Raw genomic sequence first — 24,510 nt, forward strand, 5'->3', positions numbered from 1 at the left:
TTACAAAAAGGTTTCTAAAGTGTTAAATTTTACTATAGAAAAATTTGAAATCAGGTGCTATAATCAGATGCAAATATTTGATACAAAGAGGTATTAAGATGAGTGAAGCAGTGAAAAAAAGCACAAAGCGCATTTATAAGTGGGACAATCTGAAGTGTTTTTTAATTGTTATGGTTGTTATTGGACATTTTGTAAATCAATATGCCCCGATATCGAATACAATGAAGAGTCTTTCTCTTTTTATATATTCTTTCCATATGCCGCTTTTTATTTTTTTGTCCGGATTATTACAAAAAAGATGGTCACAGCGATGTAAGTTTCAATGGGACAAACCGTTATATTATATTATGATAGGATATGCACTGAAGGTTTGCATTTATGGAATTAAAATTTTGTTCCATCAGAAAGCAGTTTTTCAGTGGTTTGAAGATACGGGGATTCCGTGGTATATGTTTGCGATGGCTGCATTTATGGTTATTGCGTATCTGATTAAAGAACTTCCGTTATGGTTTGTGTTGCCGATAAGTATTTTGGCGGCATGCCTTGCCGGATATGATGAAAATATAGGAAGTTTCCTGTATCTTTCAAGAATTATTGTATTTTTCCCATTCTATTATACAGGATATTGTCTGGATATAAAGAAGCTGCAGGAAGTGTTAAACAAAACCTGGATAAAGTGTCTGTCAGCAATTTTTCTTACAGATATGATTTTATATACATTAGCAAAGATTGAAGATAACTATTCGTATATTCGGCTTTTTACGGGAAGAAATGCTTACTCGCTTATTAATGTAGAAAGTTGTGGAGCAGTACATAGGCTTATGTTTTATGTAATTGCATTTTTGATGGGAATTGCAATTATAAGTCTGATACCGAACTGTAAAGTGCCAGTAGTAGGGAAAGTTGGAGCAAGAACACTGCAAATATATTTCTGGCATCGCCTGATTTTATATGTGCTTACTTTTTCAGGCATAACAGGGAACCTGATAAAAAATGTTCCATCGGGGTGGGTATGGATTTATCTTGCGATGGCAATCATTCTTCCGTTTGTGTTGTCGGCAGAAGTTTTTTCTGCACCGCTTACCCTGCTTAAAAATGGGGAAAATATTATTCTCGCTGGAATAGAAAAATTAAGTATAAACTTTTATAAGTGGAAGGAGAGCACCCTTACGGTGCTCCCTGTATTAGAATTTATTACGATTGTCCTAATACTCATCTATTATGGTGAGGATGTCGGCATCCTGTAATACTTTTAGAAGTTGTTGGCAAAAAGATCTGCCAAGCTGGCTTTGCATCATATTATAATGAAGAAACTTCATCTGTAAAATGTCTGGCTGCTCTGTTAAAAAATCATATAGGGCATCCAGATTATTTCCAAAATATTCAGGAACATCAAGTTCCTCTTTTATGTTCTGATAAAAATCTTCTTTCTTTTTCATGGCTAAACCATCGATTGTAATTATCATTGTACATCATCCCCATAAAGTAAAGTGAAAGATTTATAGTGATTGTCTGTGTAGTAAATCTGCCCGTCATCAGAGTAAATGATTCGTTTGGCACCACGGCTTTTGGCGTTGAGTGTATCAATATCACATTCGTGGTAAGTTCTGCCGGAAACAACAGGGAGAACTTTTTCATAGTTGCCAAAATAATCTCCGCCAATACATTTGCCTGGGGCGTAAGGTTCTAAACTGCCTCCGGACCATCCAAGTTTCTTGGCTTCCTTTTTTGTAATAAAATTATTTGGAAGCTGTCCGTATTCGATGAGATAATTCATGATATCTTCTTTGGAAGTGTAGCTGCCATCTTTATCAAGATAACCGTCAGTTTCGTCAATCTGTTTTTTCTCGGTCGTAGATGTATTTCCACTTTCTATGTTACTCGTCTTATTCTGTTCAGTGGCAGAATCGGAGGTGTAGTCTGTAGTTTCTGAAAGGGTAGTGTAAGTCCCTGTCTCGGTGTTACTTTCCGCGCTGAAAAAATAGTCACATCCGGAAATTGGAAGAATGACGAGTAATAAAGTAGAAAGAACAGATAACAATCGCCATAATTTCTTTTTTAAGTTCATAAAATTCCTCCCGTGTTATTTTATGTACTCTCGGAGTCTTTCTTGCACTTGCTTTTGTGGCTGATTTTCCGCCAGCCGCACCGCGTATACCTCAAAAATTTGGACACAACTGACAAAAAATCTTCTCACAAAATCAAGCACAAAAAGATTTCGAGAGTATATTTTTGTGTTATGATTGAATTTAGTATATCAAAAAGAAAAGAGGCAGTAAAGAAGTTGTAAAGAAATTCGTTTACACAAATTTGCACTTCTTTGCTGCCTGTTTTGTCAGAATCTGTAGATTACAGGAATGATTCTTTTAAACACACCCTAAAATATAAATATTGTCAGAGTATAAAATAGAGGGAACAAAATACATATGCTTACATATCGCGTCCGATTCGGCCAAACAAGGTAAGTAAATATAAACCGGATAAGCCGACGAGGTCATAAATGAGTCTGGAAAACCAGCTATTTTCTCCAAAAAAGAAGGAGACAAGATTAAACTGGAATATCCCAATCAATCCCCATACAATAGCTCCGATAATAGCCAGAGTCAGTGCGGTATAGTCAATCCATTTCATAATAAATAAACTCCTTTCTGCGTTTGGTTTTATCAGTATAACCGTTTTCTATAAATTTATGAAAAGGGAAAGAAAAAATTATATTTTTTGAAAAAATGCAGATAATACTTTTAAAATCAATGGAAGGAGTTTTGTCATGAAAAAACAAAAAACTTATGTAGCAATGTTGTTGGCGGCGCTGGTAATTTTATCACTTGCCGGTTGTGGAATGAAAAATTCAAAAGATAATGCGGAGGCAACAACCGGATGGAGTGTGGAAAATCCAGATAATACGACGAAAGATAAGAAAACGACGGAATCTACAGATGCGGAAGATAATATAGAAGAAGATGCGGATGGAATAATGGATAACTTAGGAGCAGGAACATTTGACACGTATGAAGATGCTAAAAATTATCTTATGGATAAACTGACAGCAGATAATGAAGATATGTCCTATGAATTCCGGGAGGAAACGCAGGATCTTACTTCTTATGACAGTGGTAATCCGGGAGCAGAAGGATATCAGTTCCATGTGTATGAGTCAGAAGGGGGCAAAAAGACAGGAGATTATTATGTAGATAAAGATACGGGAAAAGTATATCGCTATACAAAAGATAATAAGATTATGGAATATTAATTGGCTTAACAGAGGAAAATGAAAAGCCCCCTATAACGGTGTCTATGGCTTTAGTTGCTGTGAATGTGAGGTGAGAAACAGCGGCTCTAAGTCTAGAGGTGGTTAGAGGGGGATTTTTTTGCCTTTGGCTGAGACTGGGATTAATATTCGGTGTGGGGAGGATTTGAGGATTCATCGTGAGGTTGTGTGGAAGATTATGCTAGAGCATTTTTCAAACACGCTCTAGTGTAGAAGTTGGTAGTTTGAGTATGTAAATTTGTTTTATTTTGTTTGGTAAAGAAAAAAATCTTTAGATATTGGACATATGGGGATTTGGAGTGAATGAAATGTGATTGAGTATTTTCGGGCAGAGATATAGAGAAGATATCTAATGAGAAAAGAAAAAAATACTTATTTTGTAAAAATAAAACAAAAAAAGACTGGAAAAATATTACAATATGTGCTACAATTATTTCCATAATAAACAAATTAAAGAATATTATGGAAAAGGAGAAGAAAATATGACATTTGAGGCATTTCAGTCATACATAAAGGAGAATGTTTTGAAGGGATGGAGAGAAGATGCAGATATAGAGATGGCTGTGGTGAGGAAGAATAATGGAATTGAGTTGTGTGGGCTGTATATCAGGCGGGAGGAAGAACAGATTTCTCCGACGATTTATCTGGATGAATATTATTCTTATTATTTAAAGGGAGAAGCATTAGAGGAGATTATCACAAGAATCCGGGAAGAATATGAGTGGAAGATATCCAGGGTGGCGGATTATCATTTTAATTTGGAGAAGTTTGAGTATGTGAGAGACAGAATTGTATACCGTCTGGTGAATTATGAGAAGAATAAGGAGATATTAGAGGATTGCCCTCATTTGCGCTTATATGATCTGGCACTGACTTTTCGGTGGGTGGCGCATAGCGATGATATCGGGATTTCCACGGCTTTGGTTACGAATCAGGAACTTCAGGTCTGGGGTATTTCAATGAATGAACTCTTACTGGCGGCAAGAGAGAATACACCAAGGCTATTTCCTGTACATATGATTGATATGGATGAAATGATAGCGCAGGCGGGGATTCCTATTTCGCTGGATGAGTCTGCGATTCCGATGTATATTATGACGAATGAACAGGAAGTGAATGGGGCGTCTGTTCTTTTATATGATAATGTTTTAGAGTCTTTCGCCCTCGAAAAGAAAACGGATTTTTATATTCTGCCAAGCAGTATACATGAGGTAATCTTAGTGCCGTCGAATAAGATTGATGATCCGTCTGCGCTTTTTACAATGGTGTCAGATGCAAATAATACTGTTGTTGCGCTGGGGGATATTTTATCGGATTCGGTATATTACTATAATAGAAGAAAAAATCAGATTGTTCCGGTAGGAAAGGAACGAAAGATAGTCTGAAAGTATTTTTCAAACACGCTCTAGTGAAGAAAAAATGAAAGATGGTCTAAAAAGTATAACTGCTCCGGTGGAGGAAAAATGAAAGATACTCCCAAAGTGTGATTGTTCCGAGGGGAAAAGAACGTGAAATTGTTTAAAGGTATAATTCATTGAAAATACATAAGGCTGTGCTATACTTATATTTATATATTTTACTAGAGAGCGGGTGTCTGGAATGAAAAAGTGGAAGATATTATTTAATATAATTATGGAAACAGTTATATTTTTTGGCATAGCTGTGCTGTTGATTATAGGAATTCCAAAGTTAATGGGATTTTTCTGGCCTTTTGTAGCGAGCTGGATACTGGCATTACTGGCAACACCGCTGTGTAATTTTTTAGAGAAACATATTAAGCTGAACAAAAAATGGTCTTCAGCGGTAATCATTGTACTTGTTTTGCTGGCACTGGCGGGAATCGGTTATCTGGCAGTGACAAAGCTTGGACGGGAGCTGATGGGATTGTTTTCAGGAGCGCCAGAATACTATGTTTATGTGCAGAGAACAATTAAGTCTTTTGGAGATAGCCTTACCAATATTGTTTCGCCGATTTCTTCTGATTTTGGAAAGCAGATACAGGGATTTTTTACAGACTTTTTAAGCCAGATGGGTGGAATTATTAATAAGTTTGCTCCAAAGGGAGTTGAGATGATGGGGTCTGCTGCAGCGGATTTGACGAATGGTTTTATTGGAACTGTTGTTATGATTATTTCTGCATACTTTTTCATTGCAGATAGAGAGCGGCTTACGGAAGGATTCTGGAGAATTGTTCCAGAAGACTTGAAGTCTACAGTTCGCGATATTAAAGATAAAGTAATTGCAGCATTGGGTGGATTTCTCCTTGCTCAGTTTAAGATTATGTGCATTGTGTTTGTGATTTTGCTGGCAGGATTTTTCCTGATGGGTAATCCGTATGCATTACTGCTTGCTTTAGTAATTTCGTTTGTTGATTTGCTACCTATTCTTGGAACAGGTACGATATTGATTCCGTGGACGTTGTTCTGCTTTGTACAGAGGGATTATCGCCAGGCAATGTTTCTTATTATCCTTTATGTGGTTTGTCTGGTAGCACGTCAGTTTTTACAGCCAAAGATGATAGCGGATAGCATGGGACTTGATTCTATGGCAACGTTAGTGTTGATTTATACTGGCTATAAGTTGAATGGGATGAAGGGGATGATTCTCGCGCTGCTGGCAGGTGTGATTATCTTGAGTCTGTATCGTCTGGGGCTGTTTGATCGTAAAATAAAGCGAATGAGTCGGCTCTTGTATGAATATCGGCATTGTGGAGCTGATTGTGAAGATGATAGCAATGCAAAGCTATAAAAGTGAAGAAAGTTATGGGGATAGTCGTAATCGGAAATTATAAAATAGGGGGTCGTAAGTGAAATGTAGTCGAAAATTGCAAAATAGGATAAAAAATCAGAAAATAATGTCTAAAATATATAATTATCAGAAAATATATTGACTTGCATATAGTGCTGTGCTAAAATGGAGATGTCCTGAGAGAAAGAAAGCAGGAATTTTTAATTATGGAGGTATTCCGATGTTTAAGGGAACAGTGAAGTGGTTTAACAATCAGAAGGGGTATGGCTTTATACAGGATGAGAGTGGCAAAGATATCTTTGTACATTATACAGGACTGAATATGCCGGGCTTTAAGTCGTTAGAAGAAGGGAATGAAGTAGAGTTTGACATTGTTCAGGGAGAGAAAGGCCCGCAGGCTTCGAATGTAGTGAAGTTACAGGGATAAGATACAGAAGACACGGCCGCTGCAGGAATTGATTTGCAGCGGCTTTTTTCGTATAATAATAGTATGCATTAATAAATGTGCATATATTGATAACATGTTGATGCTGTGGGTTATAGTGTATAGGTATGTTGATGAAAAACAGTTTTTGCAGATAGTGGAACATATGTTATGAATAGAAGTGTTAAAAAGCCATTACATTTATATACGCACGATGTGACAGGCAAATATACGTTGTGAATAGATAGAAATATAGAATTGAGGAAGCAAAATGAAACTTTATTTAGTCAGGCATGGAGAGACAGCGCTGAATGAAAAAGGCTGCTATTATGGAAAGACAGATGCGGTTCTTTCTGTAAGGGGAATAGAGCAGGCAAAATATCTACAGCATATTTTTAAAGAGGTTTCTTTTGATTATGTGGTAGCAAGCCCCCTGGTGCGTGCCTATAATACGGCACAGATTATAATAGAAGAAAGAAAACAGCAAATTTTCGGGGACAGCCGTCTGATGGAACAGGATTTTGGTATTTTTGAAGGTCTTACTTATAAGCAACTTAAAGGAAAATATCCGCAGGAATTAGAACAATGGAATAAAGAATTTTCTACATATCGGATTCCAGAAGGGGAAAGCTTTCTTGATGTAAGAAGAAGAGTAGAAGCTTTTCTTAAAGATATTCCATCTGGGGAAGAGAATAAGTCGGAAAAGATGCTGATTACCGCACATAAAGGAACATTGGGTCATTTGCTGGCAGCAATGTTGAAACTCCCACCAGAAGGTTACTGGAATTTTGTGTTTGATCAGGGATGTTACAGTGAAGTGGATTTAGAAGACGGTTACGCGATTATACGGAAATTGAATGTAAGGGATATTCCTAGAGATATTTAAAGTATAACGAAGTGCTTTTGTAAAATAGTACAATAATTATCAGGCAATTATTTACGCCATGTATGTAGCGATGATATAATACATTTTTATAAGAGAAAGAAATGGAATGAGGCAAAAGATGGATTTATTTGAGTATATGAGTATGCAGAGGAAAAAAGAGGAATCTCCGCTTGCTGTGAGAATGCGTCCGAAGAATCTTGATGAGGTTGCAGGGCAGCAGCATATTATAGGAAAAGATAAGTTATTATATCGGGCGATTAAGGCGGATAAGATAAGCTCGTTGATTTTTTATGGCCCTCCGGGAACGGGAAAGACCACACTGGCGAAAGTTATTGCAAATACAACAAGTGCTAATTTCGTGCAGATGAATGCAACTACCTCTGGAAAGAAAGATATGGAACAGGCGGTGTCACAGGCAAAAGATGCCTTTGGGATGTATGGAAAGAGAACAATATTATTTATTGATGAGATACATCGGTTTAATAAGGCACAGCAGGATTATCTTTTACCATTTGTGGAAGATGGTACAGTGATTTTGATTGGTGCGACAACGGAGAATCCGTATTTTGAAGTAAATAGTGCGCTTCTTTCGAGGTCTCAGATTTTTCATCTGGAGCCGCTGGCAGAGAGCGATATTTATCGTCTGGTAAAGACGGCGGTAGAAGATAATGAAAGAGGTATGGGTGCATATGGAGCTGTGATTACCGAAGAAGCGGCAAGGTTTATTGCCGAGATGGCCGGCGGAGATGCCAGAAGAGCCTTAAATGCTGTAGAACTTGGTGTGCTCACCACAGAGCCGGATGATAAAGGACAACTAGTTATTGATTTGTCTGTAGCAGAAGAGTGTATTCAGCGAAAGTCGGTTAATTATGACAGAGATGGGGATAATCATTATGATAATATCTCTGCTTTTATTAAAAGTATGCGTGGGACAGATCCGGATGCAGCAGTTTTTTATCTTGCCAGGATGCTTGATGCAGGAGAAGACCCGAAGTTTATCGCAAGGAGAATTATGATATGTGCTTCTGAAGACGTAGGGAATGCAGACCCGCAGGCCTTAGTTGTTGCGGTGGCAGCTTCGCAGGGCGTAGAACGAATTGGAATGCCAGAAGCAAGAATTTTATTATCACAGGCAGCAGCTTATGTTGCCAGTGCACCGAAAAGCAATGCGTGTATTATGGCCGTAGATAAAGCTTTAGAGATGGTAAGAAGTCAGAATACAGGTCAGGTTCCGCCGTATTTAAGAGATGCTCATTATGGAGGAGCCAAAAAATTAGGACATGGTATTGGGTATAAATATGCTCATGACTACCCGGAACATTATGTAAAACAGCAGTATCTTCCAGATGAACTGAAAGAAGAAAGATTTTATGTTCCAACAGAGAATGGATACGAAAAGAAAATAAAAGCGCATCTGAAACATTTAAGAGAACGGGAAGAATAGAAGAGAAAGAAAAAAGTAAAAAGAAAGAAGAACGAGAAGAAAAATGAAAAAGATAAAACGAATACTGGCGTTACTGCTGGTGATTTTTCTAATAGCAATGGTTTTTGTTACATTATATTGTGCGGTTACGGGGAGTCCATATTTTATGGCATCTCTTTTTGTGATGTTAGGACTGCCGTTATTAATTTATGCCTATATGTTTATTTACCGTATTGTAAAGGATAAAGATGAAAAATAAAAAAATGAATGATATTTTTAAAAATCTTCTTGACAATTATTTATTAATAAGTTATCATATAAACAATAACAATTACTATTATTACAAAATGGTAACAAAGGGTAATTACTTATACATGGATACTATTGTATAGAAGAAAGGGGTTAATTATGCCAGAATTAAAAGGAACAAAAACAGAACAGAACTTAATGACAGCTTTTGCAGGAGAATCTCAGGCAAGGAATAAATACACATACTTTGCAAGTAAGGCAAAAAAAGAAGGCTATGTTCAGATTGCAAGCATTTTTGAAGAGACAGCCAACAACGAAAAAGAACATGCAAAGATGTGGTTCAAACTTCTTGAAGGAGGAGCTATCCGTTCTACGATTGAGAACCTTCAGGCAGCAGCAGACGGTGAGAACTATGAGTGGACAGATATGTACGCAACTTTTGCAAAAGAAGCAAGAGAAGAAGGATTTGATGACATTGCAGAGAAGTTTGAAGGCGTAGGGGCAATCGAAAAAGAGCATGAAGCAAGATATTTAAAACTTCTTGATAACGTAAAGAAAGAAATCGTATTCTCAAGAGATGGAGATACCATTTGGCAGTGTGCTAACTGTGGCCATATCTGCATCGGAAAGAAAGCTCCGGATGTATGTCCTGTATGTGATCATCCACAGGCTTACTTCCAGATTAAGGCTGAGAATTTCTAATTTGCCGCGCAGGCAAAGCTGACGAACCATTGAAAGCCAATACTTCCTATTTGTGACTTTAGTCGCGGCATGTTGGATGCTCACTTAAAGCACTCGTACCCAACACTTGCTTCGAGACTACAAATAGGAGGTATTGGCTTTCGATGCTTCTGACAGTGACTGCTGGAGTAAAAGTTGGCCGCGAGCATTTTAAGCGGGCATTCAACGCGCCGTGACTAAAGTCTCAAATAGGGCATATTGAGATTCGAGTTTCGTCAGTGCTTTGTCCATTGGTTTGCAGGAAATCAGAAATTCACAAAAAAGCAAGGAAAAGTACTTGACAAAAATATTTGTGTCGTATATAATAGCCAACTGTAAAGCAAAACTACTTTACACGACATGAGGTGAGAGACTATTGGATAGAATAGTAGAGAAGTCATTACTTTTTGATTTTTATGGTGAACTGCTCACGCAGCACCAGAAAGAGGTATATGGAGAGTATATTCAGAATGATTTGTCTCCAACAGAGATTGCAGTTCTTCGAGGCATCAGCCGACAGGGAGCATATGATTTGATTAAAAGATGTGAGAAGATTCTTACCGATTACGAGAATCGCCTTCATCTTGTAGAACATTTTCAGAAAGTAAAGAAGACAGTAGCTTCCATTCATACCTGTGCAGAAGAGATTGCGGAATGTGATGATAAGTCCATTGTCCGAGAGAAGATTGCACAGATTGCAGAACTGTCCAGCAACATACTGGAAGAGTATTAAGAACAGGGAGATTTTGTTATGGCATTTGAGAGCCTTACTGATAAATTACAGAATGTCTTTAAGAATTTGAGAAGCAAGGGCCGTCTGACAGAAGCTGACGTAAAGGAAGCGATGAAAGAGGTAAAGAGAGCCCTGCTGGAAGCGGATGTTAACTTCCGTGTAGTTAAGTCCTTTGTCAAGACAGTAACGGACAGAGCGATAGGACAGGATGTTCTGACTGGTTTAAATCCAGGTCAGATGGTAATAAAGATTGTAAAAGAAGAGATGGAATCCCTGATGGGTTCCGAGATGACAGAGCTGGTGATTAAGCAGGGGAATGAGATTACTGTTTTCCTGATGGCAGGTCTTCAGGGTGCTGGTAAGACAACAACCTGTGCCAAGATTGCCGGACAGCTCAAGAAAAAGGGTAAGAAACCTTTATTAGTTGCCTGTGACGTATATCGTCCGGCAGCAATCAAGCAGTTGGAAGTGAATGGTGCGAAACAGGGAGTTCCTGTGTTCACTATGGGAGATAAGCAGAATCCTGTAGATATTGCTAAAGCTTCTATTGAACATGCCAAAGAGAATGACAACAATATTGTTATTTTGGATACTGCAGGACGTCTTCATGTAGATGAATCTATGATGGAAGAGCTGCAGAATATAAAGGCGAATGTCGATGTGACACAGACAGTTTTAGTTGTAGATGCTATGACTGGACAGGATGCGGTCAATGTAGCCAAAACTTTCGAAGAAAAGGTTGGCATCGACGGCGTCATCTTAACCAAGCTTGACGGTGATACCAGAGGTGGTGCGGCACTTTCTATCCGCGCAGTAACAGGTAAGCCGATATTATATGTAGGTATGGGTGAGAAACTTGAAGATTTACAGCAGTTTTACCCAGACCGTATGACAAGCCGAATTCTTGGAATGGGAGATGTATTTACTCTTATCGAGAAGGCGGAGAATGCAGTGGATGAGGAAGAAGCAAGAAAGTTAGAACAGAAGCTTCGCAAGGCGGAGTTTGGCTTTGACGATTTCCTTTCCCAGATGCAGCAGATTAAGAAGATGGGCGGTCTTACAGACCTGCTTTCCATGATTCCAGGTGTAGGAAGTCAGCTTAAAAATGTGGATATCGATGATAGTGCGATGGACAGCATTGAGGCGATTATTTATTCCATGACACCGGAAGAGAGAGCAAACCCTAATATTTTGAATCCTTCCAGAAAGAAGCGAATTGCGAATGGAGCAGGTGTAAAGCTTCAGGATGTGAATAAGCTTTGTAAGCAGTTTGAACAGTCGCGTAAGATGATGAAGCAGATGAATGGAATGATGGGCAAGGGCGGCCGCAGAAAAGGCGGATTCAATCTTGGCGGAATGAAGCTTCCGTTTTAAAAAGCTTTGATGAACGATGGTATCCGGGGTACCGGTTCCAATATAGATGAATTAATTTATATACAAATATTATGAAAGAGGTGAATCACATGGCAGTAAAAATGAGATTAAAAAGAATGGGTAAAAAGAGAAATCCTATCTATAGAATTGTAGTTGCAGATGCAAGATCTCCAAGAGATGGTAGAAACATCGATGAAATCGGTTTATACGATCCTAACCAGGAACCATGCGTAGTTAAAATCGATGAAGAAGCAGCAAAAGACTGGCTTTCTAAAGGAGCTCAGCCTACAGATACAGTTGCAAGATTATTAAAGAATGCCGGTATTGAGAAATAATAACTGGAGGCTAATATAATGAAAGAGTTAGTAAAAGTTATAGCAGTTTCTCTTGTTGATCATCCGGATGAAATTGTTGTCACAGAGAAGGAGACAGAGAACTCCATTATCTTAGAATTACATGTTGCACCAGATGATATGGGCAAAGTAATCGGCAAGCAGGGACGTATTGCTAAGGCAATCCGCACTGTTGTCAAGGCAGCAGCTTCCCGTGATGATAAAAAAGTGATAGTTGATATCGCACAGTAATAGGCATTTGAAATGTTACCTGTAAACGTTTGAGCAGGTAACATTTTTTTCTATATAACGAAAAATGTGACGGCAGAATGGAGATAACAAAGGTATGGAAGATTTATTTCAGGTTGGTATCATCACAGGAACACATGGACTGAAGGGTGAAGTCAAAGTTTTTCCTACGACAGATGATAAAGAAAGATTTCTTGACTTAGATACAGTTCTCATTGATACAGGAAAGGAACTGATTGAGAAAAAGGTACAGTACTGCAAGTTTTTCAAACAGTTTGTATTTGTAAAGTTTGAGGGGCTTGATGATATTAATGATGTAGAAAAATATAAGAGATGCCCTCTTAAGGTTACGAGAGAGAATGCAGTTCCTTTAGAAGAAGATGAATATTATGTTGCAGATTTACTGGGACTTACAATCGTTGATGAGAGCGGCGTGACAATTGGTGAACTTATTGATGTGATAGAAACCGGTGCGAACGATGTATATGAAGTGAAGACTCCAGATGGAGGACATGTACTTCTTCCTGCGATTAAGGACTGTATCTTAGATGTAGATATGGAAGAGAAGATTATTTTAGTTCATATGCTGAAAGGTCTGGTGGATTAATGAATTTCCACGTACTAACCCTGTTTCCGGATATGATTGAGGCAGGGCTTCATACAAGTGTAACCGGAAGAGCATTGAAGAATGGATATATTCATCTGAGTGCGGTAAATATCCGGGATTATTCCAAAGATAAGCATAAACATGTAGATGACTATCCTTATGGCGGAGGAGCGGGAATGGTGATGCAGCCAGAGCCGATTTATCTTGCTTATGAGGATGTGACTCAGAACATGGAGAAAAAGCCACGGGTGGTTTATGTGACACCGCAGGGATCCGTATTTAACCAGTCAATGGCAGAAGAATTTTCGAAAGAAGAAGATCTGATTTTTCTATGTGGGCATTATGAGGGAGTAGATGAGAGAATTTTAGAAGAAATCGTTACAGACTATGTGTCTATCGGTGACTATGTGCTTACGGGGGGAGAACTTCCGGCAATGGTTATGATTGATGCGGTTTCCCGTCTTGTACCTGGTGTCCTTAATAATGAGGAATCTGCAGAGTTTGAATCGTTCCATGACAATCTTTTAGAACATCCCCAGTATACCCGTCCGGTAGAATTTCGAGGAAGAAAGGTACCAGATGTACTTCTTTCTGGACATCATGGGAATATAGATAAGTGGAGAAGAGAACAGTCGTTAAAAAGGACATTAGAAAGACGGCCTGATCTTATTGAAACAGCCATTTTATCTAAAGAAGATGAAAAGTATTTAAAAAAGCTAAAAAAAGGCTTGCATGAGTCGGAATAGTATGTTATTATTAAAAAGTTGTGAAAAAAGGTGGTCCGCTTTTACGTTTAGGTATTAAGAACACCGAGAATATATAGGAGGTCACACATGAAAGATATTATTAAGAGCATTGAAGATGCACAGTTAAAACCAGAAGTTGACAGTTTCCGTGTTGGAGATACAGTTCGTGTTTCCGCTAAGGTAGTAGAGGGTTCCCGTGAGCGTATCCAGGTATTCGAAGGAACTGTTATTAAGAGACAGAACGGTGGAGCAAAAGAAACTTTCACAGTAAGAAAGTTCTCTAACGGTGTTGGTGTTGAAAAGACATGGCCATTACATTCTCCAATCGTTACAAAGATTCAGGTAGTAAGAAAAGGTAAAGTAAGAAGAGCAAAACTTTACTACTTACGTGATAGAATCGGTAAGAGAGCTAAGGTAAAAGAATTAGTTAAATAGTATCACAAAAGACCGGGGCGAGTATTTATACTTGCCCTGTTTTTCCATACAGATTTCCGGGAAAAGGTGAAAGCAGATGAAAAATTATCGTTATTTAGAAAGAAGAAACATGATGATTCGCCGAATCGGTCTTTGGGTTGGAGAAGTTGTTGCAGCAATCCTGTTAGCATTTTTAGTGATTCAGTTTTGCTTTCAGACAGTGACCGTACACGGCGACTCCATGCAGCCGGCATATTATGACGGAGATACTGTGTTGGTGAATAAGCTGGATTATCGAATTGGAAGCCCGAAAAGGCTTGATGCAGTCATTTTAGAGCTAGAGAATGGCTCTACCACGCACTATTCGGTAAAAAGAGTTGTAGGATTACCGGGTGAGACCATTAAGATAGAGAATGGAAAGATTTATATAAATAATAAAGAATTAAAAGGGTTTTCAGAAGAAGACATCCTTTCAGCAGGACTTGCTGCCTATGATGTAGAACTTGGTGAGGATGAGTATTTTGTAATGGGAGATAACTGCAATAACAGCGAAGATTCCAGAGTATCCAATATTGGAAACATCAAACGTTCACAATTTGTAGGTAAAATAGCAGGAACGCTTCATAAAGTAACAAGACAGTAGGAAAGATATGTTTATCGAAATCTGAACTGTAAATCAAGTACAGAAGTAAATATAGAATCAGTACAGGGAAGACTGTGATAGCATAATAAGTATAGATAATATATAGAAGGAGGGAAAAAGATGCATTTTCAGTGGTATCCTGGTCATATGACGAAGGCCAGAAGAATGATGCAGGAGAATATCAAGCTGATTGATATTGTGGTAGAACTGGTGGATGCCCGAGTACCATTTAGCAGCAAGAATCCGGATATAGATGAACTGGCAAAGAATAAATATCGTCTTATCGTGCTGAATAAAGCAGATATGGCAGATGCAAAGACAACAGCGGCATGGCAGAACTATTTTGAGGCAAAGGGCTTCTTTGTAGCGAAGGTGAACTCACAAAAAGGCGCCGGGATGAAGGAAGTAAAGTCTTTAATTGAAAAGGCATGTCAGGAGAAGAAAGCAAGAGATAAAAAGAGAGGAATCTTAAATCGCCCGCTTCGTGCGATGGTAGTGGGAATTCCGAATGTTGGAAAGTCTACATTTATTAATTCTTTTGCAGGAAAAGCCTGTGCCAAGACCGGCAATAAGCCAGGTGTTACAAAGGGAAAACAGTGGATTAAGATTAATAAAAATGTGGAACTTTTAGATACTCCAGGTATTTTATGGCCGAAGTTTGAAGATCAGGCAGTAGGGCTTCGCCTGGCGCTCATTGGTTCTATTAAGGAAGAAATTCTTAATACAACAGAGATGGCAATGGAATTCATCGGCTTTTTGAAAAAGTCTTATCCAGGAGTGCTGGTAGAACGCTATTCTGTGGATGAGAGTAAGGAAAACTTAGAGATTCTTGAAGAGATTGCAAGAATACGAGGATGTCTGATGAAAGGAAACCAGACAGATATTGATAAGGCGGGAAGACTGCTTTTAGAAGATTTCCGTTCCTTACGTCTTGGAAAGTTATCTTTGGAGGTGCCTGATGCGCAGTAAAGAAAGAGAAGCAGAGAAGAAAAACGCGAGTGAGAAAAAAGAAAAAAGTACTGCCCAGAATATATTGGGTACGATTGCATACATAATTGGAGTCTGCGTTTTTGTATTTTTGATTCTACATTTTGTAGGGCAGAGAACCGTTGTAAATGGAAGTTCTATGGATACAACTCTGGCCAATGGACAGAATCTTGTTATGGACAAGCTTTCTTATCGATTCCATGATCCGGAAAGATATGATATTATTATTTTTCCAGGTCCGGAAGAGTTTGGACAGCATCCATATTATATCAAGCGAATTATCGGGATGCCAGGAGAGACTGTACAGATTAAAGATGGTAAAGTTTATATCAATGATAAAGAATTAAAGAGTGATGTGTATGGTATCACAGATTATATTGATTATCCGGGAATTGCAGAAGAACCGATTACGCTTGGTGATGATGAATATTTTTGTTTAGGGGATAATCGGCCAGTCAGTCAGGATAGCCGTTATAAAGAAGTTGGTCCGGTAAAACGGTCTATTATTGTAGGAAAAGTATGGATAAGAATCTGGCCTTTGACTAAGTTTGGCAAGGTGTCTTAAATGAGGGGTGTCTGCGAAGTATGGGTAGGAGAACAAAGAAAAACCCGGAAGTAACATTGGGAAGACGACAACGCAGAAGAAAAGAGCAGCGAAGAAAGAACGTGAGAGAAATTATCAGTACCATTTTATATCTTGCTATTTTATGTGCGGCGGTATATTTTATCCTTCACTATGTAGGTCAGAGAACGGTTGTACGTGGGGATTCTATGGATACAACTTTATCTGACGGGCAGAATCTTATTATGGATAAATTATCTTACCATTTTCGAGACCCGGAGAGATATGATATTGTTATTTTTCCAGGCCCGGAAGAATACGGCGAACATCCATATTATATTAAGCGTGTGATCGGGCTGCCTGGAGAGACGGTACAGATAAAAAAAGGTAAGGTCTATATTAATGGGAAGAAGTTAAAGAGTGATATTTACGGCATTACAAAATATATTGATGAGCCGGGAATAGCAGAGGAACCGTTAGAACTAGGGAAAGATGAATATTTTTGTCTGGGGGATAATCGTCCGGTCAGCTATGACAGCCGTTATGAGGAAGTTGGACCGGTACACCGTTCAGAGATTATTGGTAAGGTGTGGATAAGAATCTGGCCTTTGACTAAGTTTGGAAAGGTTTCATAAAAATGAAAAGCATTAGTATGATAAAAGAGGAGTTTAAAAATCTGACTCCAGAGCAGATTACTGCACAGATTGCCCTGTATCAGGAAGATGAGAGAAAGGGTGTACAGAATTTTTTACTTTCTCAGCAAAAGAAAGTAGATAAATATTATCAGGAAATAGAACGTATAGAGAATCTGTGCCAATATGAAAAGGAATACAGTCAGTATGACTTTATCTGTGGGATTGACGAGGTAGGACGAGGTCCGTTAGCCGGTCCGGTTGTAGCAGGAGCCGTTGTTTTGCCAAAAGGCAGCCGTATTTTATATATTAATGATTCAAAGAAGCTTTCGGCAAAGAAGCGAGAGGAATTATTTGATATTATTAAAGAAGAAGCGGTATCCGTAGGCATTGGTATGGCTTCGCCAGAGCGAATTGATGAGATAAATATTTTACAGGCAACTTACGAAGCAATGCGTCAGGCAATCGCCAATCTTTCCGTAAAGCCGGAACTTTTACTTAATGATGCAGTAATGATTCCGGGAGTGGATATAAAACAGGTGCCGATTATCAAAGGAGATGCAAAGAGTATTTCTATTGGAGCGGCGAGTATTATGGCAAAGGTTTACCGAGACCATATGATGGAAGAATATGATAAAGTTTTTCCGGGATATGATTTTGCTTCGAACAAAGGATATGGTTCTAAAGAACATATTGAGGCTTTGCACCGACTTGGTCCGTGTCCGATTCATCGATGTAGTTTTCTTAAAAATATTTTATAAAAGAATGGAGAAGTAATCTGTGCGAAAGAATTCTGGAGGTGCCGCAGAAGAGGCGGCAGTCCTTTTTCTTGAGGGAAAAGGTATTCGCATACTGGAGAGAAACTTTCGAAGTTACCACGGAGAAATTGATATTATTGCATTAGAGCAGGAGATGATTCTTGTTGTAGAAGTAAAGATGCGAAGCTATGGAGATTGCGGAACTGCAGCAGAAGCGGTTGATTTCAGAAAGCAAAAGAGAATCTGCTATACATTTAATTATTATCGAATGCAGAGGAGACTTGCAGAGAATACGGCGGTTCGTTTTGATGTGATAGAAGTAGATAAAGATTTTCGGTGTCACTGGATACAGAATGCATTTGAATTTCAAGGGTGAACAGAAAATATGGAGGAAAACATGGATTTTGTATACGCTAATGAGAATCATTCAACAATTATAAATGAGAAAAATGGAGTGGTATTTCTTACCTTTCCCAAGCTTGTAAAGGCAGGAGTATGTCATGGTTTTTCTACAAGAATCGGTGGAGTGAGTGAGGGACATCTTTCCTCTATGAATTTATCTTTTACCCGCGGTGATGACCCGGAAAAGGTACAGGAGAATTTTCGAAGAATCGGAGCCGCGATAGGATTTGACGCAAAAGATCTGGTGTTGTCTTCTCAGATTCATGAGACAGAGATACGTAAAGTTACAGCAAAGGATAAGGGGGATGGCATTGTGAGAGAAACTGTGCCGGGAATTGATGCCCTTGTGACAGATGAAGCAGGAATCCCTATGTATACTTCTTACGCTGATTGTGTTCCACTTCTTTTTTATGATCCGGAACATCATGTTGCAGGGCTGGCACATTCCGGCTGGCGTGGAACGGTAGCAAAAATTGGTGCGAAGTTTGTTGCATATATACAGAGAGAATATGGTAGTAAGCCAGAGAATATTATTGCGGCAATTGGACCATCTATTTGCCGAAGTTGTTATGAAGTCGGGGAAGAAGTTGCCGAAGAATTTAAACAAGTATTTTTACCAGAAGAGATTCCATTAATTATGGATGATAAGGGCAATGGTAAATATCAACTGGATTTATGGAAAGCAAATGAACTGATTCTTACACAGGCAGGCATCCGTAAAGAAAATCTGGATATTACCGATATTTGTACCTGCTGTAATAGCGATAAGCTGTTTTCTCACCGGGCAAGTCATGGAAAAAGAGGAAATCTTGGCTGTTTTATGTGTTTATAGTTCGTTAGAGCATTTTTCAAACACGCTCTAGAATAACAAAATAAAATTAATTTTCTAATGTGGCAGAAACACAAATAGGTATAGCTGTAATTTGTTTAGAGTGATACAAAGTGAGAGAAGCAGATCGCTTGTAAAGTTTAAATGATAGCATATACGATTTATAATAGAATCTTTGTAGATGAGGAAAGAAAATGAAGAAACATTTGCATAAAATCGCGTGGGTAGAGCCGGGAAGTATTGCGGAAGAACTTGGATTAGAGCCGGGAGATGCGATAGAAGAAATTAATGGAAATGAAATAGAGGATATATTTGATTATCAGTATTATGTGGAAGATGAATACTTAGATGTTCTGATTCTCACAAAGGATGGCGAGGAGTGCGTTCTGGAGATTGAGAAGGATGAAGATGAAGATTTGGGAATTACTTTTGAATCTTCCCTTATGGACGAATATCATTCCTGCTGTAATAAGTGTATGTTCTGTTTTATTGATCAGATGCCGCCGGGAATGAGAGATACGCTGTATTTTAAAGACGATGACTCCAGGCTTTCTTTTTTACAGGGAAATTATATCACGCTCACAAATATGAGGGATAAAGATATTGAGCGAGTAATCAAATATCACCTTTCACCAATCAACATTTCTGTTCATACGACGAATCCGGAACTTCGGTGTAAGATGCTTCATAACCGTTTTGCAGGCGATGTTTTGGATAAAATAGGACGTTTCTATGAGGCAGGTATCCGTATGAACAGTCAGGTAGTACTATGTCAGGGATTAAATGATGAGGAAGAACTTGACCGTACTATTTCTGATCTTGGAAAGTTTATTCCACATATGGAGAGTCTGTCTGTTGTTCCGGTCGGACTTACAAAGTACAGAGAGGGACTTGCTCCATTAAAACTTTTTGGAAAAGAAGATGCAAAAAAAGTTTTAAAACAGATTCATAAATGGCAGGATTATTTTCGTGAAAATTATGGAACAACCTTTGTTCATGCCAGTGACGAGTGGTTTATCCTTGCCGGGCAGGAATTCCCAGATGAGGCTTACTATGAAGGGTATGGACAGCTTGAAAATGGTGTGGGAATGATGCGCCTTTTGCTAGAAGAGGTAAAGGAACGTTTAGAGGAGCTTTCTGGAGATGACAGGGAGAAGACAGTATCCATTGCAACAGCAAAGCTTGCTTTCCCAACCATTGAGAAACTTGCGAGAGATGTGGAGAAAAAGTTTCCACATATAAAAGTACATGTGTACTGTATTAAGAATGAATTTTTTGGCGAACATATCACCGTTTCCGGTCTTTTGACAGGAGGAGATATTATCGCACAGTTGAAGGATAGAGAATTAGGGGAGGAATTACTCCTTCCATGTAATGTACTGAAAGCAGATGAGGACATTTTCCTAGATGATATTTCATTAAAGGGACTTTCCGATTCTTTACAAGTTCCCGTGAATATTATACAATCAGAGGGACGAGACTTTGTAGATAAAATTATTGCAATAGAGAATGGAGGAAATTATGAGTAAACCGGTTGTTGCGGTGGTAGGCCGCCCGAATGTAGGAAAATCTACGCTGTTTAATGCGTTAGCAGGAAGCAGAATTTCTATAGTAGAAGACACACCAGGAGTAACAAGAGACCGTATCTATGCGGAGGTTAGCTGGTTAGACTATCAGTTTACCCTGATTGATACCGGCGGAATCGAGCCGGAATCCGATGATATTATCATCTCACGAATGAGAGAGCAGGCAGAAACTGCAATTATGACTGCTGATGTTATTTTATTCCTTGTGGATGTACGTCAGGGACTTGTGGATGCAGACTTTAAAGTGGCAGATATGTTACGCCGTTCTCATCGTCCAGTTGTTCTTGTTGTAAATAAGGTAGATAATTTTGATAAATTTATGCCGGATGTGTATGAATTCTATAATCTTGGACTCGGTGATCCGATTCCAGTTTCCGCACAGGGCAAGCTTGGAATTGGTGATATGCTTGATCAGGTTGTTGAAAAATTTGAAGCACCAGTACAGGAAGAAGAGGAAGAAGATGATCGTCCTAAGATTGCAGTAATCGGTAAGCCAAATGCAGGAAAGTCTTCTATTATCAATAAACTTCTTGGAGAGGAGCGTGTGATTGTATCCCCAGTTGCAGGAACAACAAGAGATGCGATTGATACAACTGTAAAGCGCAATGGACAGGAATATGTATTTATCGATACAGCAGGACTTCGAAGAAAGAGTAAGATTAAAGAAGAATTAGAGAGATACAGTATCATCCGTACCGTTACAGCTGTAGAACGCTGTGATGTTGCTGTCTTAATTATTGATGCGACAGAAGGGATTACCGAGCAGGATGCCAAGATTGCCGGAATTGCCCATGAACGTGGAAAAGGTATGATTATCGCAGTCAATAAGTGGGACTTGGTAGAAAAAGATAACACAACAATGAAGAAGTTCACAGAAAAGATTCGTGAGAAACTTTCCTATATGCCATATGCAGAACTTATTTTCCTTTCTGCAAAAACAGGTCAGAGACTTCCAAAATTGTTTGAAATGATTGATGCCGTAATTGAAAACTGTGCATTACGAGTACAGACTGGTGTATTGAATGAAATTCTCACAGAGGCAATGGCTATGAAGCAGCCACCTTCAGATAAAGGTAAGCGTTTAAGAATCTACTATATTACACAGGTTTCCGTAAAGCCACCTACATTTGTTATGTTTATTAATGAGAAGAAGCTAACGCATTTCTCTTATACAAGATACATTGAAAACCAGATTCGTACCACTTTTGGTTTCCGTGGAACTCCGATTCATTTCATTTATCGTGAGAGAAAGGAGAAGTAAATGAATAACGCTGTATATTATGTACTTGTAATCGTAGCAGGCTATTTCTGTGGCTGTATTGAGAGCGGTTACCTTGTAGGAAAATTATGCGGAATGGATATCCGTGATTATGGAAGCGGTAACTCCGGTACAACAAACGTACTTCGCGTACTTGGCAAGACCCGCGCACTCCTTACTTTCTTAGGAGATGCCTTAAAAAGTTTTATTCCAGTACTTGTAGTAAAGTTTTTACTCTGTCCGGCAGTGCCGACACTGAACGCAGACCTCATTCAGCTTGTTACAGGATTTGCTGCAGTAATGGGACATGATTATCCTGTGTTCTTAAAATTTAAGGGGGGAAAGGGAATCGCTACAACTGCTGCAGCTATGATGGCATTTGACTGGAGAATTGGTTTATGCTGTTTCATTATTTTTGTAGTTGTAACAGCAGCAACAAGATATGTATCATTAGCATCCATCCTTTTGTCCGCAGGAATCGTAGTGGAGGTTCTCATTTTCCATCCAGGCAGATGGGACTTATTTGCGATGTGTGTGCTCTATGCTTTCTTTGCAATCTACAGACATAGAGCGAATATTGGCAGACTTCTGTCTGGAACCGAAAGCAAGATCGGACAGAAAGTGGAAGTTAAAAAATAGAATTTGCCACAGGCAAAAGACGGAAGCTTATGTATCGTTCTGTGAGCTGACTTTGGCTGTCGAACAAAATTACTATTTAAGGTAGGAGTGCTTTGGGGCTCAGACGGATATGTTTCGCCATATAGATTCCATTATGAAACCACGCAATCTCCCGGAGAATCCTCAAATCTTCCCCCATTCTGTTTTAATTCAACCAAATCCAGCCATTGTCAGCCCCAGAAGAGACAGATACCCTATATTTGTGACCTCGGAGCAAGGTTTGAATGCGAGCGTGTAAGCGAGCATTCAAACCGCCGCGACTAAAGTCACAAATATAGGGTATCTGTCTTTTCTGGGGTGTCAGCTCTTCTCAAATTAAACAGAAAATCTATCACTCTGCTATGATAAAGCAAATGCAGTTCTGATTCTTTTATTATGCGAAAAAATAGTATGAAAGTAGCGTAAAAAGACTATCTCTTGACAAATTTCACTTTGATGATAAAATAGTAACGGGAATAAAATGAAATTTTTATATTTAAATTATGCAATTTGGGCAAGCGTTCAGGGCAAAAAAATTATAATTTTGAAGGAAAGCCCTGAATGATTGTTAATCTATGAATAAAAGAAATGGAGAGAGAACTATGGAAATGGATAACCGCTCAGTTCGGCTGAACAAGAAATCAAATTTATTGAAATTAGATGAATATATGTACCCGCTGGTTGATACGGATAAGCCTAATGTATTCCGTAATCTTTTCCCTTATGAGGAAGTACCAAAAATCGCGTTCAACGACAGAATTGTGCCGCATGAAATGCCGGAAGATATCTGGATTACGGATACGACATTCCGTGATGGACAGCAGTCAAGAACACCGTATTCTACAGATCAGATTGTACATATTTACGATGCATTTCATCGTTTAGGCGGCCCGAAAGGAATTATCCGTCAGTGTGAATTTTTCTTATATAGCAAAAAGGACCGAGATGCCGTATATAAATGTATGGAAAAGGGATATAAATTTCCAGAGATTACAAGCTGGATTCGTGCAAGTAAAAAGGACTTTGAATTAGTAAAAGAAATCGGCTTAAAGGAGACAGGTATCCTTGTAAGCTGTTCTGACTATCACATTTTCTATAAAATGAAAATGACAAGAAAGCAGGCATTAGAGCATTATTTAGGTGTTGTAAGAGAGTGTCTCGAAACAGGAATTAGTCCAAGATGTCATTTAGAGGATATCACCCGTTCAGATATTTACGGATTTGTTATTCCATTTTGCTTAGAGCTTATGAAGTTAAAAGATGAATATGGAATTCCTGTAAAAATTCGTGCCTGTGATACAATGGGATATGGAGTAAACTTCCCAGGAGCCGTAATTCCGCGTTCCGTACCGGGAATCATTTACGGATTAAAAGAACATGCCGGAGTACCATCTGAACTTCTTGAGTGGCATGGACATAACGACTTTTATAAGGCAGTTAACAATTCCACCACAGCATGGCTTTACGGAGCATCCGCTGTAAATAGTGCATTATTTGGAATTGGAGAACGTACTGGAAATACACCGCTTGAGGCTATGGTATTTGAGTATGCACAGCTTCGTGGAACATTAGATGGAATGGATACAACTGTTATCACAGAACTTGCAGAATATTATGAAAAAGAAATTGGTTATCACATTCCAGAAAGAACACCGTTTGTTGGAAAGAACTTCAACGTAACAAGAGCAGGAATCCATGCAGACGGACTCCTCAAAAATGAAGAAATTTATAATATTTTTGATACAGATAAATTATTAAACCGTCCGGTACTCGTAGCAGTATCTAATACAAGCGGACTTGCCGGAATTGCTCACTGGATGAATACCTACTATCGTCTGAAGGGGGATAAAGCAGTAGATAAAAAGAGCCCTCTTGTAGAAGAAGTAAAAAAATGGGTTGACAAAGAATATGAAACTGGTCGAGTAACGGCAATTACAGATAGCGAATTAGAAAAAGTAATCAAAGAAAGCAGCGAAAAGCTGGGAATTAATTTCTGATTTGCCGTAGGCAAGAAGACGCCCCC

General features: G+C 38.7%; 30 protein-coding genes. 27 read left to right on the forward strand and 3 right to left on the reverse strand.

Annotation, left to right across the window (positions count from 1 at the left end):
• The first annotated feature begins 98 nt into the window (after positions 1 to 98).
• The gene (locus EUBHAL_RS09930) at positions 99 to 1,247 is read left to right on the forward strand and encodes an acyltransferase family protein (protein WP_005348846.1); all 1,149 of its coding nucleotides are present in this window, start codon (positions 99 to 101) and stop codon (positions 1,245 to 1,247) included.
• Here the strand turns inward: EUBHAL_RS09930 and EUBHAL_RS09935 are convergent.
• The 3 genes from EUBHAL_RS09935 to EUBHAL_RS09945 form a co-directional block, all read right to left on the reverse strand.
• Positions 1,206 to 1,466 (reverse strand): barstar family protein, encoded by a 261-nt coding sequence (locus EUBHAL_RS09935; RefSeq protein WP_005348847.1) that lies wholly within the window; start codon positions 1,464 to 1,466, stop codon positions 1,206 to 1,208. The genes EUBHAL_RS09930 and EUBHAL_RS09935 overlap by 42 nt on opposite strands.
• Positions 1,463 to 2,068 carry a ribonuclease domain-containing protein gene (locus EUBHAL_RS09940; protein ID WP_005348848.1) on the reverse strand — a complete coding sequence of 202 codons (606 nt, stop codon included), beginning with the start codon at positions 2,066 to 2,068 and terminating at the stop codon, positions 1,463 to 1,465. Before EUBHAL_RS09940 ends, EUBHAL_RS09935 begins: the two co-directional genes overlap by 4 nt.
• Positions 2,069 to 2,430: 362 nt before the next feature.
• On the reverse strand, positions 2,431 to 2,631 hold the full coding sequence (locus tag EUBHAL_RS09945; RefSeq protein WP_005348851.1) for a DUF378 domain-containing protein: 201 nt from the start codon (positions 2,629 to 2,631) through the stop codon (positions 2,431 to 2,433).
• A 136-nt stretch (positions 2,632 to 2,767) separates the two neighbouring features.
• On the opposite strand from EUBHAL_RS09945, the gene EUBHAL_RS09950 reads away from it, so the two are divergent.
• The 26 genes from EUBHAL_RS09950 to EUBHAL_RS10070 all read left to right on the forward strand — a co-directional run bounded on the left by EUBHAL_RS09950 (position 2,768) and on the right by EUBHAL_RS10070 (position 24,484).
• The gene (locus EUBHAL_RS09950; RefSeq protein WP_005348853.1) at positions 2,768 to 3,250 is read left to right on the forward strand and encodes a hypothetical protein; all 483 of its coding nucleotides are present in this window, start codon (positions 2,768 to 2,770) and stop codon (positions 3,248 to 3,250) included.
• 500 nt (positions 3,251 to 3,750) lie between these two features.
• Positions 3,751 to 4,653 (forward strand): DUF5688 family protein, encoded by a 903-nt coding sequence (locus EUBHAL_RS09955; RefSeq protein ID WP_044922973.1) that lies wholly within the window; start codon positions 3,751 to 3,753, stop codon positions 4,651 to 4,653.
• A gap of 247 nt (positions 4,654 to 4,900) precedes the next feature.
• On the forward strand, positions 4,901 to 6,016 hold the full coding sequence (gene ytvI, locus EUBHAL_RS09960) for a sporulation integral membrane protein YtvI (RefSeq protein WP_167534403.1): 1,116 nt from the start codon (positions 4,901 to 4,903) through the stop codon (positions 6,014 to 6,016).
• A 220-nt stretch (positions 6,017 to 6,236) separates the two neighbouring features.
• On the forward strand, positions 6,237 to 6,443 hold the full coding sequence (locus EUBHAL_RS09965) for a cold-shock protein (RefSeq protein ID WP_022170308.1): 207 nt from the start codon (positions 6,237 to 6,239) through the stop codon (positions 6,441 to 6,443).
• Between the two features lie 268 nt (positions 6,444 to 6,711).
• Complete coding sequence (cobC, locus tag EUBHAL_RS09970; RefSeq protein WP_005348864.1) at positions 6,712 to 7,326, forward strand: alpha-ribazole phosphatase; 615 nt, start codon at positions 6,712 to 6,714, stop codon at positions 7,324 to 7,326.
• A 118-nt stretch (positions 7,327 to 7,444) separates the two neighbouring features.
• Positions 7,445 to 8,770 (forward strand): replication-associated recombination protein A, encoded by a 1,326-nt coding sequence (locus EUBHAL_RS09975; RefSeq protein ID WP_044922961.1) that lies wholly within the window; start codon positions 7,445 to 7,447, stop codon positions 8,768 to 8,770.
• 43 nt (positions 8,771 to 8,813) lie between these two features.
• Positions 8,814 to 9,008, forward strand: a complete 195-nt coding sequence (locus EUBHAL_RS15720) for a hypothetical protein (protein ID WP_005348867.1) — start codon at positions 8,814 to 8,816, stop codon at positions 9,006 to 9,008.
• Between the two features lie 149 nt (positions 9,009 to 9,157).
• The gene (gene rbr, locus EUBHAL_RS09980) at positions 9,158 to 9,700 is read left to right on the forward strand and encodes a rubrerythrin (protein WP_005348871.1); all 543 of its coding nucleotides are present in this window, start codon (positions 9,158 to 9,160) and stop codon (positions 9,698 to 9,700) included.
• A 394-nt stretch (positions 9,701 to 10,094) separates the two neighbouring features.
• A complete protein-coding gene (ylxM, locus tag EUBHAL_RS09985; protein WP_005348873.1) occupies positions 10,095 to 10,451 on the forward strand; it encodes a YlxM family DNA-binding protein in 357 nt (118 codons plus the stop codon).
• 18 nt (positions 10,452 to 10,469) lie between these two features.
• Positions 10,470 to 11,825: a signal recognition particle protein gene (gene ffh, locus EUBHAL_RS09990; protein WP_005348875.1), complete on the forward strand. Its 1,356-nt coding sequence runs from the start codon at positions 10,470 to 10,472 to the stop codon at positions 11,823 to 11,825.
• An 89-nt stretch (positions 11,826 to 11,914) separates the two neighbouring features.
• Positions 11,915 to 12,160, forward strand: a complete 246-nt coding sequence (gene rpsP / locus EUBHAL_RS09995) for a 30S ribosomal protein S16 (RefSeq protein WP_022170310.1) — start codon at positions 11,915 to 11,917, stop codon at positions 12,158 to 12,160.
• 18 nt (positions 12,161 to 12,178) lie between these two features.
• Positions 12,179 to 12,409 carry a KH domain-containing protein gene (locus tag EUBHAL_RS10000; RefSeq protein WP_005348878.1) on the forward strand — a complete coding sequence of 77 codons (231 nt, stop codon included), beginning with the start codon at positions 12,179 to 12,181 and terminating at the stop codon, positions 12,407 to 12,409.
• A 94-nt stretch (positions 12,410 to 12,503) separates the two neighbouring features.
• Positions 12,504 to 13,013, forward strand: a complete 510-nt coding sequence (rimM, locus tag EUBHAL_RS10005; RefSeq protein ID WP_005348879.1) for a ribosome maturation factor RimM — start codon at positions 12,504 to 12,506, stop codon at positions 13,011 to 13,013.
• Complete coding sequence (gene trmD / locus EUBHAL_RS10010) at positions 13,013 to 13,759, forward strand: tRNA (guanosine(37)-N1)-methyltransferase TrmD (RefSeq protein ID WP_005348881.1); 747 nt, start codon at positions 13,013 to 13,015, stop codon at positions 13,757 to 13,759. The genes rimM and trmD overlap by 1 nt, the downstream gene beginning before the upstream one ends.
• A gap of 87 nt (positions 13,760 to 13,846) precedes the next feature.
• Entirely contained in the window at positions 13,847 to 14,194 is a 348-nt protein-coding gene (gene rplS / locus EUBHAL_RS10015) for a 50S ribosomal protein L19 (protein WP_005348883.1), read from the forward strand.
• Positions 14,195 to 14,270: 76 nt separating this feature from the next.
• On the forward strand, positions 14,271 to 14,816 hold the full coding sequence (gene lepB, locus EUBHAL_RS10020) for a signal peptidase I (RefSeq protein ID WP_022170312.1): 546 nt from the start codon (positions 14,271 to 14,273) through the stop codon (positions 14,814 to 14,816).
• Positions 14,817 to 14,936: 120 nt separating this feature from the next.
• Positions 14,937 to 15,785: a ribosome biogenesis GTPase YlqF gene (gene ylqF / locus EUBHAL_RS10025; protein WP_005348887.1), complete on the forward strand. Its 849-nt coding sequence runs from the start codon at positions 14,937 to 14,939 to the stop codon at positions 15,783 to 15,785.
• Positions 15,775 to 16,368, forward strand: a complete 594-nt coding sequence (gene lepB, locus EUBHAL_RS10030; RefSeq protein WP_005348890.1) for a signal peptidase I — start codon at positions 15,775 to 15,777, stop codon at positions 16,366 to 16,368. Before ylqF ends, lepB (EUBHAL_RS10030) begins: the two co-directional genes overlap by 11 nt.
• A 20-nt stretch (positions 16,369 to 16,388) precedes the next feature.
• Complete coding sequence (lepB, locus tag EUBHAL_RS10035; RefSeq protein WP_005348892.1) at positions 16,389 to 17,000, forward strand: signal peptidase I; 612 nt, start codon at positions 16,389 to 16,391, stop codon at positions 16,998 to 17,000.
• Between the two features lie 2 nt (positions 17,001 to 17,002).
• Positions 17,003 to 17,758: a ribonuclease HII gene (locus EUBHAL_RS10040; RefSeq protein WP_005348894.1), complete on the forward strand. Its 756-nt coding sequence runs from the start codon at positions 17,003 to 17,005 to the stop codon at positions 17,756 to 17,758.
• A gap of 19 nt (positions 17,759 to 17,777) precedes the next feature.
• Complete coding sequence (locus EUBHAL_RS10045; RefSeq protein ID WP_005348896.1) at positions 17,778 to 18,131, forward strand: YraN family protein; 354 nt, start codon at positions 17,778 to 17,780, stop codon at positions 18,129 to 18,131.
• Between the two features lie 21 nt (positions 18,132 to 18,152).
• Positions 18,153 to 18,989: a peptidoglycan editing factor PgeF gene (gene pgeF, locus EUBHAL_RS10050; RefSeq protein WP_044922964.1), complete on the forward strand. Its 837-nt coding sequence runs from the start codon at positions 18,153 to 18,155 to the stop codon at positions 18,987 to 18,989.
• A 191-nt stretch (positions 18,990 to 19,180) separates the two neighbouring features.
• On the forward strand, positions 19,181 to 20,515 hold the full coding sequence (locus EUBHAL_RS10055) for a DUF512 domain-containing protein (protein WP_005348899.1): 1,335 nt from the start codon (positions 19,181 to 19,183) through the stop codon (positions 20,513 to 20,515).
• A complete protein-coding gene (gene der / locus EUBHAL_RS10060; protein ID WP_022169309.1) occupies positions 20,508 to 21,833 on the forward strand; it encodes a ribosome biogenesis GTPase Der in 1,326 nt (441 codons plus the stop codon). Before EUBHAL_RS10055 ends, der begins: the two co-directional genes overlap by 8 nt.
• Positions 21,834 to 22,469, forward strand: a complete 636-nt coding sequence (plsY, locus tag EUBHAL_RS10065) for a glycerol-3-phosphate 1-O-acyltransferase PlsY (protein ID WP_005348907.1) — start codon at positions 21,834 to 21,836, stop codon at positions 22,467 to 22,469. It abuts the gene before it with no gap.
• A 626-nt stretch (positions 22,470 to 23,095) separates the two neighbouring features.
• Positions 23,096 to 24,484 carry a beta/alpha barrel domain-containing protein gene (locus EUBHAL_RS10070; RefSeq protein ID WP_044922976.1) on the forward strand — a complete coding sequence of 463 codons (1,389 nt, stop codon included), beginning with the start codon at positions 23,096 to 23,098 and terminating at the stop codon, positions 24,482 to 24,484.
• The last annotated feature ends 26 nt before the right edge of the window (positions 24,485 to 24,510 follow it).

Source organism: Anaerobutyricum hallii DSM 3353 (assembly GCF_000173975.1).
In the GTDB taxonomy this organism is placed as follows: domain Bacteria; phylum Bacillota; class Clostridia; order Lachnospirales; family Lachnospiraceae; genus Anaerobutyricum; species Anaerobutyricum hallii.